Raw genomic sequence first — 19,558 nt, forward strand, 5'->3', positions numbered from 1 at the left:
ATTAACAGGTAGTGGTCATGAACAAGAGATATTCAGGGAAGCGTCCCGCGAGGACGACGTTGGCCAAATGCCTGACGGCGGTGGCGATGATGACGGTACTCAGCGCCTGCGGCGTCACCGACCGGGTCGGCAAGCGAGTCGACAACACCTGGGCCGGCGACATGCTGTTCGAGGATAACGAGAAGGTCATCCTCACGTCCGACGGCGGCAACCAGCTCAACCCCGACGCGTCCGGCAAGCCGCTTTCGGTGGTGCTGCGGGTGTACCAGCTGACATCGCTGGAGCGCTTTGCGTCGGTGGATGCCGACTCGCTGTGGGACGACCCGCAAAAAGCCCTCGGCAATACCCTGATCGAAAACCGCGAAATCACCTTGTTGCCGGGCATGGGGCAAGTCGACAAGTGGCCGCTGAACAAGGCGGCGGGCTATGTCGGTGTCGCGGCTTTCTTCCGCAACGACGAGAACAGCCGCTGGAAGGTCGCGTTCGACGCCAACTCCCTGCGCAAGGACGGCATCTGGTTCTCCTCCGACGGCTTGCGTGTGCTGGTGGACAACAACACGGTGTCAGCCGTCAGTGGTGTCGATGTCCTCGATAAACCCAAGACCCAGGAACAACTGGCCAAAGCCGCTGAGCAACCGGCCGAACCCACGCTGACCGAGCGCGTGCAGGACGCCGTGGTGCAGAAAGCCCAGGACCAGGCGAGTGCCTCCGCGGAAAAAGCCGTGGAATCGAAATTGAATTCATTATTGGAAAGCGCTCAATGAGTAAGCAAAGCCGGGTGATGTGGTCCGAAGGCATGTTCCTTTTGCCACAACATTTCCAGTATCAGGATGAGTTCCACCAGCATCAGCTGGCGCAGGCGACCCTGCGCAACACGCCTTTTCACTGGGGCGTGCAGTTGCTCGAAGTGGACGAGGAAGCCCTTGCCACCGGCTCCCTGCAGCTCAAGCGACTGAAGCTGGTGTTTCCCGACGGCAGCCTGTTCGACGCACCGCAGCACGACCCGCTGCCGGCGGCCCGTGACCTGAAGGACCTGCTCAAGGGCAACGACCTGAAGGTCTACGCCGCACTGAAACTGCCCGAGCCATTCGGCCTGAACTACGTTGAAGACGGCCAGGAGCAGAAGACCGGGCGGCGCTTTCGCAAGCAGTTCGACACCTTGCCGGACCTCAACGAAGGCGACCTGGAAAACGAAATCACCAGCCTGCGCCTGAACGTGGTGATGCTGATCGACGGCGACAACCTCGATGGCTACACCTGGTGCCCGATTGCCCGGTTGTCGCGCAACAACATCGGCGGATTCAACCTCGACGGGCATTTCGTGCACCCGACGCTGCACCTGGGCACCCACGACACCCTGGTCGGACTGGGCAAGCGTTTGCTCGGCGCCCTGCAATCCAAGAGCAAGGCGTTGTCGGGGCGGCGTCGCGAGCGCGCGGACCAGATTGCCGAATTTGGCTCCAGCGACGTCACCCTGTTCTGGCTGTTGAACACGGTGAACCGTGCCCACCCGAGCCTGGCGCACCTGCTCGCGCATCCGCGCCTGCACCCCGAGCGCTTGTATCTGTTCCTGGCCGAACTCGCCGGCGGCTTGCTGACGTTCTCGCTGGATACGCAGCTCAACGACATCCCCGAATACGACCACCACGACCCGGCGGCCTCGCTGGTCAAGCTCGACGAAATGATTCGCGTGCTGCTCGACAACGTCGTGCCGAACCAGTGTGTGGTGATCAACCTGACCCAGACCAAACCCTCTTACTGGCAAGGGCAATTGCACGACCCACGGTTGGCCGAGGCGGACTTCTACATCTCCGTGCACGCCGACATGCCGGGCGCAAGCCTGCTGGAGCTGGTGCCACGGGCGTTCAAGGTCGGCTCGCCGGAAGACATCGAAGTGGTGGTCAACAGCGCCATGCCCGGCGTCACCCTCAATCATTCGACCCGCCTGCCCAATGCGATTCCGGTGCGACTGGACAATCACTACTTCTCCATCGAGCCCCACGGCCGGGTGTATGAACGAATGATGAGCGCCCAGGCCATCTCTTTCTACGCGCCCAGCGCCTTCACCAACCTCAAGCTTGAACTGATGGCGGTACTCAAATGACCGAAGCCGTACTGCAAGGCGCCGTTGCGGCCGCCCGTGAAAAACCGACGCTCAAAGACCTGGTGCAAGACTTCATCAGCATGGCGCTGATCGTGCGCAAGGGCCGGCAAGTGACGTCGGTCAGCGCCTTCGAGGCCAGTGTCGACACCTTCTTCAAGGCACTGGAGCGCGATGCCCGCAGCGCCAACTACAGCGTCGAACAGGTGAAGGACACCCAGTACGCCCTGTGTGCGTTCCTCGATGAAAGCGTGTTGCGCTCCGGGGACAACGAGTTGCGCCGGCACTTTGAATTGCAGCCGCTGCAGTTCCGCTACTTCGGCGTGCACCTGGCCGGCGAAGGCTTCTTCGAAAAAATCGATGCCCTGCGTGGCGACGTCAAACAGCACCTTGATGTGCTCGAGGTCTACCACCTGTGCCTGGCCCTGGGCTTCGAAGGCAAGTTCAGCCTCGGGCAAAAGGATCAGCTGCGTTACCTGGCCAATACCCTGGGCCAGGACATCGCGCGTTATCGCAAGACGCCCAAGGCCCTCTCGCCTGACTGGGCGTTGCCCGACCAGGTCTCGCAAATGCTGCGCCATGAAGTTCCCCTCTGGCTCTACCTGGCGCTGATTGCGCTGGTCTGCGCAGGTGTCTACCTGACGCTGGACTGGTTGCTGGCCAAGGACGTAGCCGCGTTGTCCGAACAAATCAGCCAGCTGTTCAGTGCCTGAGCACAGGTCAGGTAACCGAGTCAGGAAGACATGAAGACATTATTGCGTTTGTTGAAAAGCTTTTGGTTCCTCGTTCCCGCCCTGTGGCTGGCGAGCCTGGCGGTCTGCTGGTTCGTCGCGCCGCATGTGAGCTGGCTGCGCGGTTATGCGCCGGAGGCGATGGCGATCGTCAGCGCCTTCTACCTGCTGATCATTGTGCTGCGTCAGTACAAGCGTATCCGGGCGGAGCACAACCTTGAAAACCTGGTGCAGATCGAAGTCGATCGCTCGCTCAAATCCACCGGTGAGTTCCGCGATCAGCAGGTGCTGCGCGAACGTCTCAAGCACGCGATTGCGATGCTGCGCACCGACCGCTCGGCCGGTGGCGGCGGCTCGTCGGCACTTTACGATTTGCCGTGGTACCTGGTCATCGGCATGTCCGCGGCGGGCAAGACCTCATTGCTGACCCGCTCTGGCCTTTCCGCAAGCATTGCCAGCAGCGCCAACGACACCGAAAGCGGCACCCAGCATTGCGATTGGTATTTCAGCCCCGAGGCCGTGATGATCGATACGGCCGGCCGTTACCTGCGGGACGACCCGTCGGCCAGCGAGTTCGCCGCCTTCCTGCGCATGCTGAAAAAGCAACGCAGCAAGGCCGCCGTCAACGGCCTGGTGCTGGTGGTGAGCCTGCCTGAACTGCTGGCATGCAGTGCGGCCGAGCGCAACGAACTCGCCGCGCAACTGGTGTCGCGCATCGAGGAGTACAACGCTTGCCTGGACGCCAGTCCACCGATCTACCTGATGCTGAGCAAGACCGATCAACTGCCGGGCTTCAGCCAGGCGTTCGAGGGCCTGGACCTGAACGAACGCCAGCAACCGCTGGGCATGACCTTCGGTTTGTCCGAGATCCGCAACCAGGGCCTGCGCCCGGTGCTGGATGCCAAGCTGGCCAACCTGCACAACCATATTCGCCGTCACGTCGACGCCCAGATGATTGCGCTGGGTGCCGATGCCAACAGCGCACTGCTGAATTTCCCGAACTATTTCGCCGAACTGTCCGGCGTGCTGGAGCAGTTTCTCCAGCACTTCGCCGAGACCGGTCGCAGCGGTGCGCCGCTGTTGCTGCGCGGGCTGTATTTCACCAGCGCCCTGCAGACCGACCAGCAGCTGGGCCAGGTGTATGAAGACGACCTGGCCGAGTCGTTCGCCCTACAACCGGAACATGAGCAATCGGAGCCAAGCACCGGCAAGAAAATCAGCGACCGCAGCTATTTCATTACCGATACGTTCCGCCGGGTGATCTTCCCGGATCGCGACCTGACCCTTTATCAGTCGCGCCTTGGCAAGAACACCTCCGTCAGCCCTGCCCTGCTGGGCCTGGCGGTACTGGCCGGCGTCGCGTTCATTGGCTGGCAAGCCCTGTCGTTCCAGAACAACCGTCAGTGGCTGGCCACGTTGCGCGAGCAACTGACCGAGCTGCAACAGTCCCCGGAGCGTGCCGGGTTGCTCGCCTCGGGCCAAGGCCTGGAGCTGTTGCGCGAGCAACTCTCGGTCATCGAGAAGAACCGTGCCAAAGGCGTGCCGTTGCAGCTGGGCGCAGGACTGTATCGCGGTGACGACATCTACCGCGTCGCGCAAGCCGCCTATTTGCAACAACTGCGTACCCAGGCGCTGGAACCCGTCACCTTGCAACTGCAATTGCAGATGCGCGCCTTCAACGAGTTCGCCAAAACCATGGACCCGCAGAACAGCTTTGCCTCGGCGGCGTCCAAGGCCGACGCTGCCAAAGGCCGTGCGCAAGGCCTGAAGCTGCCCACCCGCCTGAACAGTTTGCCGCGCAGTACCGGTGAGGCGGCCAGTCGCCTGAGCGGCTCGGCCAAGGGCGCTGCCAACAAGGCACGCAGCGAAGCGCTGGCAGCACTGCGCAACCCGGCCACGGCCAGCGATGCCGCGGATTTGTCGGCGACCACCGGCGGGCTGTCGTTGTCCGAAGAAATGCTCGGGCGCCTGGATGAGCGACAAGTCGCGTCCATCATCGAGTCCTATAACGCACTGAAGCTCTACCTGATGCTGACGCAACCCGGCACCCACCCGGACCCGGAGTTCGTCGGCGCTGCGTTGCCGGTGGCCTGGGCCAATACCGCCAGTGCCGACAATCCTGTCAGCACGGCGGTGATCCAGGACAACTCGCCGGTCTACGTGCAATTGCTCAAGAATGGCCAGGCACCGTCCTTGTCGCGTAACGAGCAACTCATCAGCGAAACCCGCAACAGCCTGAAGTCCTTCATGATTTCCAGCTCGCTGGTGGACCGTGAATACCTGCGCCTGCAACTCGAATCCAGCCGTCAGTTCCCGGCCGTGGGCTTGAGCGACCTGGTGCCGATGCCCGGCCGGCAGTTGCTGTACGGCACCGAGGCGGTGCCGGCGATTTTCACCCGCCAGGGCTGGGAACAGTTCGTCAAGCCTGAGCTGATCAAGCTGGTGTCGGGCAACCTGCAGAACGAATCGGACTGGGTGCTCGACGGCGAAGGCGGCGACAGCATCGTGCAGAAAGCCAATTTCATCCGCGAGTTCATGACGCGCTACAAGCGCGACTACACCCAGGCCTGGTACACCCTGATCGACAGCGTCGGTGTTCGCCATTTCACCGACATGGCCAACGCGACCCAACAGCTGGCCCTGCTCAGCGACGTGCAGAACTCGCCGGTGAAAATCCTCCTGGCGGCGGTCAACGACAACACCCAATGGGATGTCCCGGCCCCCCGCGAAACACTGCCGGCGGGCGTCAAGCCCGATGACGGATTCTGGAGCGGCGTCAGCGGGATTTTCGATGGCAAGAACACGTCGCCCAGCGCGCTGATTTCGCCGTTGCCGGCGGTCGATGACGGCAGCCTGGCGAAGCGCTTCGAGCCGGTGTCGCGGGTGTTCGCCGTGCAAAACGCCGAAGGCGCCGACAGCACGATCATGGACCGCTACCTCGCGGCCTTGCGCAAGCTCAAGGTGCGGATGAACAACATCCAGCGCTCCCAGGACGTTGGCAAGAGCAGCAAGCAGCTGATCAGCGAAACCCTCGAAGGGCTGCCAAGCGAAGTGACCAGCGTGCGCAACTATGTCGAGACCACCGTCGACACCAGTCAGGGTGGCCTGTCCGAATCGTTGCAGGGCCTGTTCAGCCTGCCGATCCAGTTTGCCTGGGAAACCCTGCGCGACCCGGCCGGCCAACAGATTGCCAAGGCCTGGGCACAGCAGATCGCCAAGCCCTGGGAACAGGTCATGGCGCACCGTTACCCGATTGCGCCAGGCAGCCGCAATGAAGCCTCGGTCAAGGACCTGCAGCGTTTCGTCGACCCGGAGTCCGGGCTGCTGCCGAACTTCAAGCGCAACGAAATCGGCAACCTGTCCGGTGGCGAAGGCCTGGGGATGAGCAGCAACAACAAGGCAACGCCGCTGGTCAACCCGAACATGGTCAACAGCATCGACAAGGCCAGTTCGTTGGGCCAGGTGATCGCCAGCCTGTCGGACCGCGACAACGGCTTCGAGATCATGCTCGAACCTTCCGCCAACCTGACCGACATCATCTTCACCCTCGATGGCCAGGTACAGCACTACCGTAACGGCAAGACCAGCTGGAGCCGCTTCTCCTGGCCGGGCACGACCACCACGCCGGGCGCACGCCTGGATGTGGTGACCCTGACCGGCGAGCGCATCACGGTGTTCGACTACCCGGGCCGCTGGGGCCTGTTGCGCATGAACGACAGCGCGCGGGTCAGCGATCTGGACGGCATCCAGCAACGCTTCAGCTGGAACACCGGCAGTGGCCCGGTCAGCCTCGCCGTGCGCAACTACGGCGGCGTCAAGTTGACCGACCTGGCCAACGTCAAGGCCTTGAGCGCGCTCAACGCCAAAGAAGGTCAAGCGCTGTGAGCTGCCGCACCTTGAACCCGGGATCCGGCCAATGATCGGCTGCTTCGGCAAGGTCCCCGCGAGCCCGGACTTCGTCAGCCTGCAAGGTGCGGGCGACGAGGTCTGCGAGTTCGATAGCTGGCTGCAAGGGGCGCTGGCCGCCCTGCAGCATCGCGAAGACTGGCGAGCGTTGTTCGACGCTTTGCCGGTGTGCTTTTTCAGCTATCGCGCGCGCAACGGCAACTGGCTGCTGGGTGGGTTGATCAGCTCAAGGGATGCGAGTGGCCGACGCTACCCGTTCTTCATTTTCCAGACGCTCAAGGCCAGCGAAGCCGAACCGCTGGTCAATCCGTTCACCCTGGGCGAACTGTTCAGCGGGCAGATCAGGCCGCTGCTGCACATGGCCGTCCAGGGCGAAAGCACTTCGGTGCTGTTCGAGCGCATCAAAGCCCTGCGCCCGTTGCAAGGACAGGACTTCGAGTTGTTCCGGCGCGTGCACGACAAGTTCCTGGTGAACTTCAACCTGGGCGACATCGCCTACGCGCTACAGGGCACCTACCCGGAATTCGTCACCAACGCCGTGCTGACCCGGCTCCAGGCCCTGAAAAAGCACCTCGGTCAGGCCACGCCGATCGGCATCGCCCTGCCCTTGCCGGCGGAACGGGGGTTGAAAAACCCGACCGCCGATTTGTGGGTCACCTGGCTGACGCAAATGACACCCGAACGCACCGTGCCGCAGATCAACCTGCTGGCGGACGACTTCATGCGCCCCCGGCTGATCTGCTTTGCCTCACGCAATACCAGCGATGCCTATCGCCTGCTGACTGGCATCCATGACCGCTCGCAGAGCTATGACGTGCTGGCGTCATTCGATGCCTTTGACGAGCACCACCGCAAACACGCTTTTCCCGAAATCGACCGCCCTCTGGGTGACGTTATCGACCGTTTTGTCGATGCCCTGGATTCGAAGTCCGTATGAACAAGATCAAGTATTACTTCTTGCGCTATCAGCCCTACATCCTGGGGGTGTGCTTTTTCCTCACGATCTTCGTGGTGTGGGGCATCGGGCGTGCGTTCGGCTTCAGTTCGCTCAACAGCCTGTTGACCGGCATCGGTGTGTTCCTGGGTCTGTCCGCCGGCTATGTGCTGCTGCTTTATCGCGGCGTGTCCCGGCATCACAACCTCGAAGGACTGCTGCGAGAGGATGCCGACCAGGCCGTGTTGAACGCGAGCCCGGCGGATCGCGAAGAGGTCAGCCTGTTGCGCGAGCGCCTGTTGCAGAGCATCGAGCGCTTGCACAGCAACAAGCCACGGGGCAGCAATCCCAAGGATGCGCTGTATGCCTTGCCCTGGTACCTGGTGGTCGGCCAGCCCGCGGCAGGCAAGAGCACCATGCTCTACCAGTCGGGACTCAATTTCCCTTACGCCGAGCGCGAAGGCGTACGGGTTGCTGGCCTGGGTGGCACCCGCAACTGCGACTGGTTCTTCAGCTCCGAGGCCGTGCTTCTGGACACCGCCGGGCGCTACATGAACAACCAGGAAGAAGCCGGCAAATGGCGCGCGTTCCTGCAACTGCTGCGCCAGCATCGCCAGCGCCGGCCACTCAATGGCCTGATCGTCACGGTGAGCATCCACGACATCCTGCAAGCCTCGCTCGAAGATCAGGAGCGCATCGCCAAGCGCCTGCGCGAACGCATCCAGGAAACCCATGCCTTGCTGGAAGTGCGCCTGCCGGTCTACCTGGTGTTCACCAAGTGCGACCTGGTGCCCGGCTTCGCGCCCTTCTATCGCCAACTGGACGAGACCGCCCGCGGCGAAGTGATGGGCAAGACCTTTTCCCACAAAGGCTATGAGCAGGCCGACTGGGGACAGCGCTTCGGCGGCGCGATGGACGAACTGGTCAGCTATTGGCAACAGGTGGCGAGCCAGCAACTGGTCACGCAGGACATCCAGATCACCCGGCAGGATTCGGCGGTGTACCGGTTCCCGCTGGAACTGGCGGCCCTCAAGCCCCGGCTTCAACTGTTCGTCGATGCCCTGCTGCGCGCCAACCCTTACCAAAGTGCAGAGCTGCTGCGCGGCTTCTATTTCACCAGCGCCCTCGATGCCGACCAGCCGGAACTGGGCGGCCATGCACGACAGGTGACAGAGCGTTTCTCGCTGGAAGGTGACCGGGAGATCGCCGACGGCAATGCACAACCGCGACCGTTGTTCATCAACAGTCTGTTCCGCAAGGTCATCATTCCCGACCAGCACCTGGTGGCGCTGTACACCACCAACCACCGCGAGCGTCGGCGCAGGGCAGCCTGGATCGGCGGTGCCGGACTGGTCGCTGTGTTGCTGTGCAGCCTGTTGGGCTGGTCGTACGTCAACAACAAGAACACCCTGCAGAGCCTGTCCACAGAACTGACCCAGGCCGCCGCCGACGATCAATCGGCCACCGGGCAGTACACCGCCTGGCAAACCCTGGATCGCCTGCGCTTCTGGACTGCGCACTACTATGCGCAACACCACGATCAGGGCGTGCCGCTGCGCCTGCGCCTGGGGCTCTATCAAGGGCACAAGGTAGAGCCACTGGTGCGCAGCCACTATTTCGACCGCTTGGAAAGCGTGATGCTCAAGCCCACGGCCGACAACCTGACCCGCTCGTTGTATTTGCTGACCACCCTCAAGGTCTATCAGCGCAACGCCAAAGAGTTGATGCCCGTGACCGGTGTGGACAGCGTCGAACCCAAGGCGCTGCCCAATGACAACCGGGCGCAGTCCATCGCCGGTTTCGGCAAGGCGACGCTGGACACCTACGTCATGCTGTCGCGCGCCCAGCGTGAGAAGGCCGACCCCGGGTTCCTGAAAGCGAAAATCCCGGATTACTGGTACCCGGCGATTGCCCGTCAGGTCGGCAACGCCAGCGTCGCCGCCTCGGACTATGAGTTCGCCAGCCGCCAGATCAACTTCTACAGCGACCAGATCCACGAACCGGACGTGCCGCGGATCCTCGACAACGCGTTCCTGATCTCCAGCTCGCGCAACTACATCAACAGCCTGCTGACCCAGTCGTTGCGCTCGATCGAAACCATCACACTGGAGTCGGACACCCTGTTCGCCTTCGCCCGTGCGGATTTCCAGAGCCTGAAGACTGAAGGGCAAAGCCAGCTGAGTGCGATCGCCGGCAAGCTGCTCAGCACCCCCAACATCGGAAAAATCATCATCGCCGGGCACGCCGATCAACTCGGCGATCCCCAGGGCAACCTGCAGGTGTCCAGACAGCGGGCGCAAACCATCAAGACCTACCTGGTGGGCAAAGGCGTGCCCGGCGAGCTGGTGGAAGCGATCGGCGAAGGCAGCACCAAGCCTCTGGTCAAGTGCGACTTGCAGCAACCCAGGGCCCAGCTGATTCACTGCCTGGAGCCTAACCGGCGGGTAGAGATCGAAGTGCGGGCACTCAACTGAGCAAAGCGCGCCTTGTGAAGAAATACCGGCATCCGGGTCATCTCGACGAGAGGCCCGGGCTGGCATAAGACACCTCTCTTGATCGTTTCAAAGAGGTTAAAGCGAAGGGCTGTGACTTGCGCGCAAGTCGTCTCCCTTTAAATGAAGGTAAGGAGAAAATAGAAATGGCATTTGACGCATACATCAAGATCGACGGCATTCCAGGTGAAGTTCTGGACGACAATCACAAGGACTGGATCGAAGTGCTGGGCTACGAGTACGGCGCCACCCAAGCGACTTCCGCGACGGCCAGCTCGTCGGGTGGTGCTTCGTCGGAACGCGCATCGTTGAGCGACTTCAAAATCCGCAAAGCCGTGGACAAGGCCTCTGCCAAGCTGTTCGAACACTGCTGCAATGGCAAACACATCTCCAAGATCCAGCTGAACGTGAACCGCGCCGGTGGCGACAAGGTGACCTACCTGACCATCAACCTGGAAGAAGTCATCGTGTCTTCCGTGAGAGCGATCGCCGGCGGCAGCCAGGACGGTGAAGACAAAGCCGTTGGTGATCTGCCGATCGAAGAAATCAGCTTCAACTTCGCTCGCATCAAGACCACCTACACCCAGCAGAGCCGTGCAGATGGCCAGGGCGGCGGCAACGTCACCGGTGGCTGGGACCGCACCGCGAACAAGGTTTACGCATAACACCGTGGTAACGACGGGCCGCGCAAGCGGCTCGTTTTCAGCACCGTGCCTGCCCGGCGGACACGGTGTTCTTTTAGCCTGATCAGAGTTTCCCATGTCTGAATTTCTCAACGACCTTTCGCTGGCCGAACTGACAGCGCCCATCAACGAGGGGAGCGGCGAAGACCTGAGCTTTTCCACCTTGTTCGATCAGGTGAAAGAAGCACGGCGAGCAGACCCCGACTACCTGACCCAGGGTGACTGGCAAACCGACCTGAAGTCATCCGACTGGGACCTGACCCTCACCCTGGCTGCACAGGGCCTGGCTCGACAGAGCAAGGACCTGATGCTCGTCGCCTGGCTCAGCGAAGCCCTGGCGCACAAGCACCATTTCACCGGTATCACCTTCGGCCTGACCCTGGCCGAACGCATACTGGACAATTTCTGGACCGACCTCTTCCCGTCCCTCGAGGATGGGGTCGATGAACGCGCTGCCCGCCTGGCATGGATGAAAACGTCGCTGGCGGAGGTCGTGGGCGGACTGCCCATCACCCAGGGCCAACAGTACGGCCTGCTGCGCTATGACGAATCCCGGCACGTGGAAAACCTTGGGTTGCAGAACCCCCAGGCCATGCGTGCCGCCCTCGACGAAGGCAAGATCAACGCCGAGGTGTTCCAGCGTTCGGTGGTGCTGACCGACTCCGATCACCTGCGCCTCAAGGCCGACGAAATAGCCGCCAGCCTCAACGCATGCCAACGGCTGCAGAACACCGCCGACAGGCTGTTCGGCCATGACGCGCCGAGTTTTGCCGGGCTCCACGACGTGTTGTCCCGCGCCGGCCAACTGGCCGAGAAGCTGCTCAAGGATCGCGGCATCGAACTGAACCCGGCCCCTGCCGCACCCACCCCGGCCGTCTCCGAAAGCGCCGGCGCACAACCCACAGGTGCTGCAATGACCCAGACCCCGCAAGACCTTCCAGTCACGCCGCTGCGCACCACGCCACAGACCCGCGACGAGGCGTTCACCCTGCTGGCGGGTATCGCGCAATTCTTCAAGCAGACCGAGCCCCAGAGCCCTGTCCCCTACCTGATCGAACGCGCGATCAAATGGGGCAACATGCCGCTCGAGGGTTGGCTCAACGATGTGATCAAGGACAGCAATGTGGTGGACAACATCCGTGATGTGCTGGGGACCAAGTAACCAAGGGTTCTTGCCCCTGACGTTCACCGCTCGGCCTCGTTGTTTGGTGGTGTACGCGTTCCCCTGTAGGAGCTGCCGAAGGCTGCGATCTTTTGATCTTGATCTTCAGCAATCTCCAGATCGCAAAAGCAAAATCAAGATCAAAAGATCGCAGCCTTCGGCAGCTCCTACAGATCTGTTTTCCCCCCGGGGATTCCGGCAGCTTCGCACTGGAGCGCCCCGCGGGAGCAAGCTCCCTCGCCACAGATAAAGTGTTCATCCCTTCCTGAACAACATTCCCCCCACCTGGCGTAAACCCGTGCCTGCCGTTTGTCCGCTGCGACCGGCGGCACACACTTTTGCACGCCATCCAGCCAGAAACTCCGTTCAGGGACTTGTGCTATCGGTATTATGGTATACCATCAGACGCACAGACACCCAAAACCTCCACGGAGCAGCTCATGAGTTTCGAAATCCGCAAGATCGTCAGCTATGTCGAAGAAACCTTTATTGAAGGCGGCAAAGCCACCGATAAGCCCGTGACCATGGTCGGTCTGGCCGTGGTGATGAAAAACCCCTGGCTGGGCAACGGTTTCGTCGAAGACCTGAAACCACAGATCCGCGCCAACTGCTCCGACCTCGGCGCACTGATGGTCGAGCGCCTGGTGGGCATCATCGGCGGTGCCGAGAAGATCGAGGCTTACGGCAAGGCTGCGGTGGTCGGTGCCGATGGCGAAATCGAGCACGCTTCGGCGGTGATCCACACCCTGCGTTTCGGCAACCACTACCGCGAAGCGGTCAAGGCCAAGAGCTACCTGAGCTTCACCAACAAGCGCGGCGGCCCGGGCACCTCGATCCAGATCCCGATGATGCACAAGGACGACGAAGGCCTGCGTTCGCACTACATCACCCTGGAAATGCAGATCGAAGACGCCCCGCGTGCCGACGAAATCGTCGTGGTCCTGGGTTGCGCCGACGGCGGCCGCCTGCATCCGCGCATCGGCAACCGCTACATCGACCTGGAAGAACTGGCCGCCGAAAAAGCCCAGTAACCGGCCGGTAGAACGACAACAAGAAGGCATTGCAGGAGCGCTCCATGATTCGGCTCACCGCTGAACTCACCCCGGCTGGCACCAGTTACCTGGCGACCGGCCAAGGCCAGCCCGTGGTCTTGATCCACGGCGTGGGCCTGAACAAAGAAATGTGGGGCGGCCAGATCGTTGGCCTGGCCACGAAGTACCGCGTCATCGCCTACGACATGCTCGGCCATGGCGCCAGTCCGCGGCCAGAGAGTGGCACACCGCTGCTCGGCTATGCCGACCAGTTGCTGGAGCTGCTCGACCACCTGCAATTGCCCAAGGCAACGGTGATCGGTTTTTCCATGGGCGGGCTGGTGGCGCGGGCGTTTGCCCTGCACTACGCGCAACGCCTGGAAGGCCTGGTGGTGCTCAACAGTGTGTTCAACCGTAGCGCCGAACAGCGCGCGGGGGTCATCGCCCGCACCAGCCAGGCTGCCGAACACGGGCCGGACGCCAACGCCGAAGCGGCGCTGTCGCGCTGGTTCAGCCGCGAATACCAGGCGGCGAACCCGGCGCAGATCGCCGCGATCCGCCAGACCCTGGCCGGCAATGACCCGCAGGGTTACCTGACCACCTATGAACTGTTCGCCACCCAGGACATGTACCGCGCCGACGACCTGGGCAGCATCCGGGTACCGACGCTGATCGCCACCGGCGAACTGGACCCCGGCTCGACCCCGGAAATGGCCCGGCAACTGGCCGAACGCATTCCCGGTGCGACCGTTGCCGTGCTCGCCGAGCAACGGCATATGATGCCCGTAGAATCGCCGCGCCTGGTCAACCAGCTGTTGCTGGAGTTTCTGCAGGCCGCGCACTCCCAACAAAACCAGATCAAGGGGATCGTTGCATGACACTCGCACGCTTCCAGATGTGCATCGGCGGTGAATGGGTCGATGCCCTGTCCGGCAAGACCTTCGAAAGCCTCAACCCGGCGCTGGCCGAGCCTTGGGCCGAATTGCCCGATGCCGACGAAGCCGATGTCGAGCGCGCCGTGCAGGCAGCGCAGACCGCTTTCGACAGCCCGGCCTGGCGCGGTTTGACCGCCACCGCGCGCGGCAAACTGCTGCGACGCCTGGGCGACCTGATCGCCGAGAACAAGGAACAACTGGCGCAGCTGGAAAGCCGCGACAACGGCAAGCTGATCCGCGAAACCCGTGGCCAGGTGGGTTATCTGCCGGAGTTCTTCCACTACACCGCAGGCCTGGCCGACAAGCTCGAAGGCGGCACCCTGCCGCTGGACAAGCCGGACCTGTTTGCCTACACCGTGCACGAAGCCATGGGCGTGGTTGCCGCTATCATCCCGTGGAACAGCCCGCTGTACCTGACCGCGATCAAACTCGCCCCGGCCCTCGCCGCGGGCAACACCATCGTGATCAAGCCGTCGGAGCACGCCTCGGCGACCATCCTCGAACTGGCGCGCCTGGCCCTGGAAGCCGGGATTCCGCCGGGGGTGGTCAACGTCGTCACCGGTTATGGCCCGAGCACCGGTGCCGCCCTCACCCGCCATCCGCTGGTGCGCAAGATCGCCTTCACCGGCGGCGCGGCCACGGCGCGGCATGTGGTGCGCAGCAGTGCGGAGAACTTCGCCAAGCTGTCGCTGGAACTGGGCGGCAAATCGCCGAACATCATCTTCGCCGACGCCGACCTCGACAGCGCGATCAACGGCGCCATCGCCGGGATTTATGCCGCTTCCGGGCAGAGCTGCGTCTCCGGTTCGCGCCTGCTGGTGCAGGACGAAATCTACGACGAGTTCGTCGCTCGCCTGGTGGAACGCGCCCAGCGCATTCGCATCGGCAACCCCCAGGAAGACAGCAGCGAAATGGGCCCGATGGCCACCGCGCAGCAACTGGCGGTAGTCGAAGGCCTGGTGGCCGATGCCATCGCCGAAGGTGCGCGCCTGCGCCTGGGTGGCAAGCGCCCTGAGAATCTGGGCGACGGCTGGTTCTACGAACCGACGCTGTTCGAGTGCGACCGCAACTCGATGAAGATCATGCAGGAAGAAGTCTTTGGCCCGGTGGCCTCGGTCATCCGTTTCAAGGACGAAGCCGAAGCCCTGGCGATCGCCAACGACTCGCAGTTCGGCCTCGCCGCCGGCATCTGGACCCGCGACCTGGGCCGTGCCCACCGCCTGGCCCGGGACGTGCGTTCGGGGATCATCTGGGTCAACACCTACCGCGCGGTCTCGGCCATGGCGCCGATCGGCGGTTTCAAGAACAGCGGCTATGGACGCGAAAGCGGCATCGATTCGGTGCTGGCCTACACCGAGCTGAAAACGGTGTGGATCAACCTGTCCCAGGCACCGATGCCTGATCCCTTCGTGATGCGCTAGGAGTCCTGGAAAATGATCGAACCCGGCATTTACAAAGACGTGATGAGCTCGTTCCCGTCCGGGGTCACGGTGGTCACCACCCTGGACCCGGACGGCGGCATCGTCGGCATCACCGCCAGCGCCTTCAGTGCGCTGTCGATCGACCCGGCACTGGTGCTGTTCTGCCCCAACTACGGCTCCGACACCTACCCGGTGCTGCGCGACAGCAAGCAGTTCGCGATTCACTTGCTGTCCGCCGACCAGACCGCCGAAGCCTATGCCTTCGCCGGTAAAGGCAAGGACAAGGCCAAAGGCATCGAGTGGCACCTGAGCGAACGGGGCAACCCGATCCTGGCCAAGGCCACAGCCATCATCGAGTGCGAACTGTGGCGCGAATACGACGGCGGTGATCACGCGATCATCGTCGGCGCGGTGAAGAACCTGATCCTGCCCGAGCAACCGGTGACGCCGATGATCTACCACAAAGGCAAGCTGGGCCCACTGCCTGCCCTGGCCTGACACTGCTCTATATGTGGGAGCGAGCCTGCTCGCGAATGCGGACTGACATTCAACATCAATGTCGACTGATACATCGCTTTCGCGAGCAGGCTCGCTCCCACAGGTAAAGCAGAGCAGTCACCTTTCAACTTTCTCAGGAGCCGGCATGAGCCCAGCAGCCTCGTTACTGTTCCGCCAGCAGGCCTACATCAATGGCCGATGGCTGGATGCGCCCGATGGTGCGCAACAGGACATCTTCAACCCGGCCACCGGCGAGTTGATCGGCCAGGTGCCGAACCTCGGCGCCGAGCATGCGCGCCTGGCCATCGAGGCCGCCAACAAGGCCTGGCCGGCCTGGCGTGCGCTGACCGCCAAAGAGCGCAGCAATACGCTCAAGCGCTGGCATGCCCTGATGCTGGAAAATGCCGATGCCCTGGCCGAAATCCTCACCCTGGAACAAGGCAAGCCATTGACTGAGGCCAAGGGCGAAATCCTCTACGCCGCGAGCTTCATCGAGTGGTTCGCCGAGGAAGCCAAGCGCATCTACGGCGACACCATTCCCAGCCACAAGGGCGATGCGCGCATCGTGGTCAGCAAGGAGCCGATTGGTGTGGTCGCGGCCATCACGCCGTGGAATTTCCCGGCGGCGATGATCACCCGCAAGGCCGGCCCGGCACTGGCCGCCGGTTGCCCGTGCATCGTCAAGCCGGCTCCGGAAACACCCTTCTCGGCACTGGCCATGGCCGCGCTGGCGGAACAGGCCGGCATTCCAGCGGGTATTTTCAACGTGATCACCGGTGACGCCATCGCCATCGGTGGCGAGCTGACCGCCAGTGTGCAGGTACGCAAACTGTCGTTCACCGGCTCCACCGCCATCGGCAAGTTGCTGATGGCCCAGTGCGCACCGACGCTTAAAAAAGTCTCACTGGAGCTGGGCGGCAACGCGCCGTTCATTGTCTTCGACGACGCCGATCTGGAACGTGCCGTCGAAGGTGCGTTGATCGCCAAATTCCGCAACGCCGGACAGACCTGCGTCTGCGTCAATCGCTTCCTGGTGCAGGCCGGCATCCACGATGCCTTTGTCGCACGCCTTGCCGAAGGGGTTTCGCAGATCAAGGTCGGCAGCGGTTTCGAAGAAGGTGTGACCCAGGGCCCGCTGATCAACGAGCGTGCCGTGGCCAAGGTCGAAGAGCACGTGCAAGACGCCCTGGCCCAGGGTGCACGACTGCTGTGCGGCGGCGAACGCCATGCGCTGGGCAATGGTTTCTTCCAGCCGACCGTGATCACAGGCGTCACCCCACAGATGAAAGTCGCCCGCGATGAAACCTTCGGTCCGCTGGCCGCGGTGTTCCGTTTCGACTCCGAGGCCCAGGCCATCGAGATGGCCAACGACACCGAATTCGGCCTCGCCGCCTACTGCTACACCCGCGACCTGGGCCGCGCCTGGCGCATGAGCGAGGCGCTGGAGTACGGCATGGTCGGGATCAACGAAGGGCTGATTTCCACCGAAGTCGCCCCCTTCGGCGGCATCAAGTCCTCGGGGCTGGGCCGTGAAGGGTCGAAGTACGGCATCGAGGATTATCTGGAACTCAAATACACCTTGATGGGCGGGCTTTGAGCCCACGGGAGCTACGCAAATGAGCAACGAAAAATACGAAAAAGGCCTGAAGATCCGCACCCAGGTGTTGGGTGAGGCCTACGTCAAGCGCTCCATCGAGAACGCCGACGACTTCACCCGCCCCTTGCAGGAGATGGTCACCGAGTATTGTTGGGGTCATGTCTGGGGTCGTGAGGGGTTGTCCCTCAAGGAACGCAGCATGATCAACCTGGCGATGATCTCGGCCCTCAACCGGCCCCATGAACTCAAGCTGCATGTGCGCGGCGCCTTGCGTAACGGCCTGAGTCGTGAGCAAATACGCGAAATATTGCTTCAGGTCGGCATTTATTGCGGTGTCCCCGCTGCCGTAGACAGTTTCCGGCTCGCCCGTGAAGCCTTCGCCGAAGCCGATGCCGAGGCCTCCAGTTAACCCTTGGCTGTTTGATCCGACCGAGCACCGGGATTCCCGTAATCGAAGTGCTCTTTTTGCATGGACAGCCACAATCAGAGCGGACCCCATGAAACGCCTGCCACTCGACGACAGCTTCAAGGTCAATCGCAACCCCGTCACCCTGCGCGAAATCGTGCTGGATAAACTGCGAAGCGCCATCATGAACTTCCAGCTCCTGCCGGGAGACCGTCTGGTCGAACGCGATCTGTGCGATCGCCTGGGCGTCAGCCGTACTTCCGTGCGCGAAGCCTTGCGTCACCTGGAATCCGAAGGCCTGGTGGAATTCGCCGATGCCAAGGGCCCGCGTGTGGCGATCATTACCCTGGCCGACGCCGTGGACATCTACGAGCTGCGCTGCGTGCTCGAAGGGCTGATCGTGCAACTGTTCACCCTGCGTGCCAAGGCCAAGGACATCAAGGCCCTGGAAAAAGCCCTCGAAGAAAACCGCAAGGCGCTCAAGGACGGCGAACTGCAACAGGTCATCGATTCGGTGCAGGGTTTCTACGACGTGCTGCTCGAAGGCTCGGGCAACCATGTCGCGGCCACCCAACTGCGCCAGTTGCAGGCACGCATCAGCTACCTGCGGGCGACCTCGGTGTCCCAGGAAAACCGTCGCGGCGCCAGCAACCAGGAAATGGAACGCATGGTCGAAGCGATCAAGGGCGGCGATCCGCTGGCCGCCCACCAGGCTTGCGTCGACCACGTGCGCGCGGCCGCTGCCGTCGCCCTGGACTACCTCAAGCGCAAGCAGGAAGAAACCGGCGACGTCCCGGCGATCACCCTGCCCATCGCGCTGAAAGAACCGCGCATAGGTCGCTGAGATGTTCAGCCCGAGCTTTTGCCCCAAGTGCGGCAGCGCTGATCTCGGTCAGCAGCTGCCGCCGGGCGATACGCACGAGCGCCTGATGTGCCGCGGTTGCGGCTACATCCACTACATCAATCCGAAAATCATCGCTGGCTGCATCATCGAGCAGGACGGCAAATACCTCCTGTGCCAGCGCGCCATCCCGCCGCGCCCCGGCACCTGGACCCTGCCCGCAGGCTTCATGGAAAGCGGCGAGACCACCGAACAGGCGGCCTTGCGCGAGGTCTGGGAAGAAAGTGGCGTGCGTGCGGAAATCGTCTCGCCCTACTCGATTTTCAGCGTGCCCAAGATCAGCGAGGTGTACATCATCTTCCGCGCCATCGCGCTGGAGATCACCGGGCAATACGGGCCGGAAACCCTCGACTACAAGTTCTTCGCGCCTGAGGAGATTCCCTGGGACAGCATCTACTATCCGGCGATCCGGCAGATTCTCGAGCGTTATATCGAGGAGCGGCAGGTCGGGGTTTATGGCATTTACATGGGCAATGATGACAGCGGGAAGATTCACTTTATTCGCTGATTCGTCTTTGCTTTTGACTGTGTACCTGGAAAAACGGAACACCGCCCGGCCTGTAGGAGCGAGCTTGCTCGCGATGGAGATGCGGGGAGCCTGACACCCCGCGGTGCCCTCAGTTTTTTCGCGAGCAAGCTCGCTCCTACAGAGCCCGCCGGCCTGATTCTGATGCGTACGTGTTTCCCTGTAGGAGCTGCCGAAGGCTGCGATCTTTTGATTTTGATTTTTGACGATGTCGAAAGAGCGGAAGATCAAGAT

The 19,558-nt window shown here is 62.3% G+C and carries 16 protein-coding genes; all 16 read left to right on the forward strand.

What is annotated here, in order from left to right:
• The first annotated feature begins 17 nt into the window (after positions 1 to 17).
• The 16 genes from tssJ (at position 18) to AC07YV_RS24570 (ending at position 19,306) form a co-directional block, all read left to right on the forward strand.
• Positions 18 to 764, forward strand: coding sequence for a type VI secretion system lipoprotein TssJ (gene tssJ, locus AC07YV_RS24495; RefSeq protein WP_102701749.1), 747 nt, complete (start codon positions 18 to 20; stop codon positions 762 to 764).
• Entirely contained in the window at positions 761 to 2,104 is a 1,344-nt protein-coding gene (tssK, locus tag AC07YV_RS24500) for a type VI secretion system baseplate subunit TssK (RefSeq protein ID WP_007978722.1), read from the forward strand. The genes tssJ and tssK overlap by 4 nt, the downstream gene beginning before the upstream one ends.
• Positions 2,101 to 2,814 (forward strand): type IVB secretion system protein IcmH/DotU, encoded by a 714-nt coding sequence (icmH, locus tag AC07YV_RS24505; RefSeq protein ID WP_102701748.1) that lies wholly within the window; start codon positions 2,101 to 2,103, stop codon positions 2,812 to 2,814. The genes tssK and icmH overlap by 4 nt, the downstream gene beginning before the upstream one ends.
• 30 nt (positions 2,815 to 2,844) lie before the next feature.
• A complete protein-coding gene (locus AC07YV_RS24510) occupies positions 2,845 to 6,717 on the forward strand; it encodes a type VI secretion protein IcmF/TssM N-terminal domain-containing protein (RefSeq protein WP_102701747.1) in 3,873 nt (1,290 codons plus the stop codon).
• 31 nt (positions 6,718 to 6,748) lie between these two features.
• A complete protein-coding gene (tagF, locus tag AC07YV_RS24515; RefSeq protein WP_102701746.1) occupies positions 6,749 to 7,675 on the forward strand; it encodes a type VI secretion system-associated protein TagF in 927 nt (308 codons plus the stop codon).
• Positions 7,672 to 10,146, forward strand: a complete 2,475-nt coding sequence (gene tssM, locus AC07YV_RS24520) for a type VI secretion system membrane subunit TssM (RefSeq protein WP_102701745.1) — start codon at positions 7,672 to 7,674, stop codon at positions 10,144 to 10,146. The genes tagF and tssM overlap by 4 nt, the downstream gene beginning before the upstream one ends.
• Positions 10,147 to 10,310: 164 nt before the next feature.
• On the forward strand, positions 10,311 to 10,829 hold the full coding sequence (locus AC07YV_RS24525; RefSeq protein WP_102701744.1) for an Hcp family type VI secretion system effector: 519 nt from the start codon (positions 10,311 to 10,313) through the stop codon (positions 10,827 to 10,829).
• 94 nt (positions 10,830 to 10,923) lie between these two features.
• Positions 10,924 to 12,009, forward strand: a complete 1,086-nt coding sequence (gene tssA / locus AC07YV_RS24530) for a type VI secretion system protein TssA (RefSeq protein WP_102701743.1) — start codon at positions 10,924 to 10,926, stop codon at positions 12,007 to 12,009.
• A gap of 440 nt (positions 12,010 to 12,449) precedes the next feature.
• Positions 12,450 to 13,040 carry an amino acid synthesis family protein gene (locus tag AC07YV_RS24535; RefSeq protein ID WP_007978708.1) on the forward strand — a complete coding sequence of 197 codons (591 nt, stop codon included), beginning with the start codon at positions 12,450 to 12,452 and terminating at the stop codon, positions 13,038 to 13,040.
• Between the two features lie 44 nt (positions 13,041 to 13,084).
• Positions 13,085 to 13,918 (forward strand): alpha/beta fold hydrolase, encoded by an 834-nt coding sequence (locus AC07YV_RS24540; protein WP_007978706.1) that lies wholly within the window; start codon positions 13,085 to 13,087, stop codon positions 13,916 to 13,918.
• Positions 13,915 to 15,396, forward strand: a complete 1,482-nt coding sequence (locus tag AC07YV_RS24545; protein ID WP_102701742.1) for an aldehyde dehydrogenase — start codon at positions 13,915 to 13,917, stop codon at positions 15,394 to 15,396. Before AC07YV_RS24540 ends, AC07YV_RS24545 begins: the two co-directional genes overlap by 4 nt.
• A gap of 12 nt (positions 15,397 to 15,408) precedes the next feature.
• Positions 15,409 to 15,894: a flavin reductase family protein gene (locus AC07YV_RS24550; RefSeq protein ID WP_007991923.1), complete on the forward strand. Its 486-nt coding sequence runs from the start codon at positions 15,409 to 15,411 to the stop codon at positions 15,892 to 15,894.
• 145 nt (positions 15,895 to 16,039) lie between these two features.
• Positions 16,040 to 17,491: an NAD-dependent succinate-semialdehyde dehydrogenase gene (locus AC07YV_RS24555; protein WP_102701741.1), complete on the forward strand. Its 1,452-nt coding sequence runs from the start codon at positions 16,040 to 16,042 to the stop codon at positions 17,489 to 17,491.
• A 19-nt stretch (positions 17,492 to 17,510) separates the two neighbouring features.
• A complete protein-coding gene (locus AC07YV_RS24560) occupies positions 17,511 to 17,900 on the forward strand; it encodes a carboxymuconolactone decarboxylase family protein (RefSeq protein ID WP_007978697.1) in 390 nt (129 codons plus the stop codon).
• Positions 17,901 to 17,988: 88 nt separating this feature from the next.
• A complete protein-coding gene (locus tag AC07YV_RS24565) occupies positions 17,989 to 18,741 on the forward strand; it encodes a GntR family transcriptional regulator (RefSeq protein ID WP_007978695.1) in 753 nt (250 codons plus the stop codon).
• 1 nt (position 18,742) lies between these two features.
• Positions 18,743 to 19,306 (forward strand): NUDIX hydrolase, encoded by a 564-nt coding sequence (locus AC07YV_RS24570; protein WP_102701740.1) that lies wholly within the window; start codon positions 18,743 to 18,745, stop codon positions 19,304 to 19,306.
• Positions 19,307 to 19,558: the final 252 nt, after the last annotated feature.

It is taken from the genome of Pseudomonas sp. GW456-E7, from assembly GCF_059424105.1.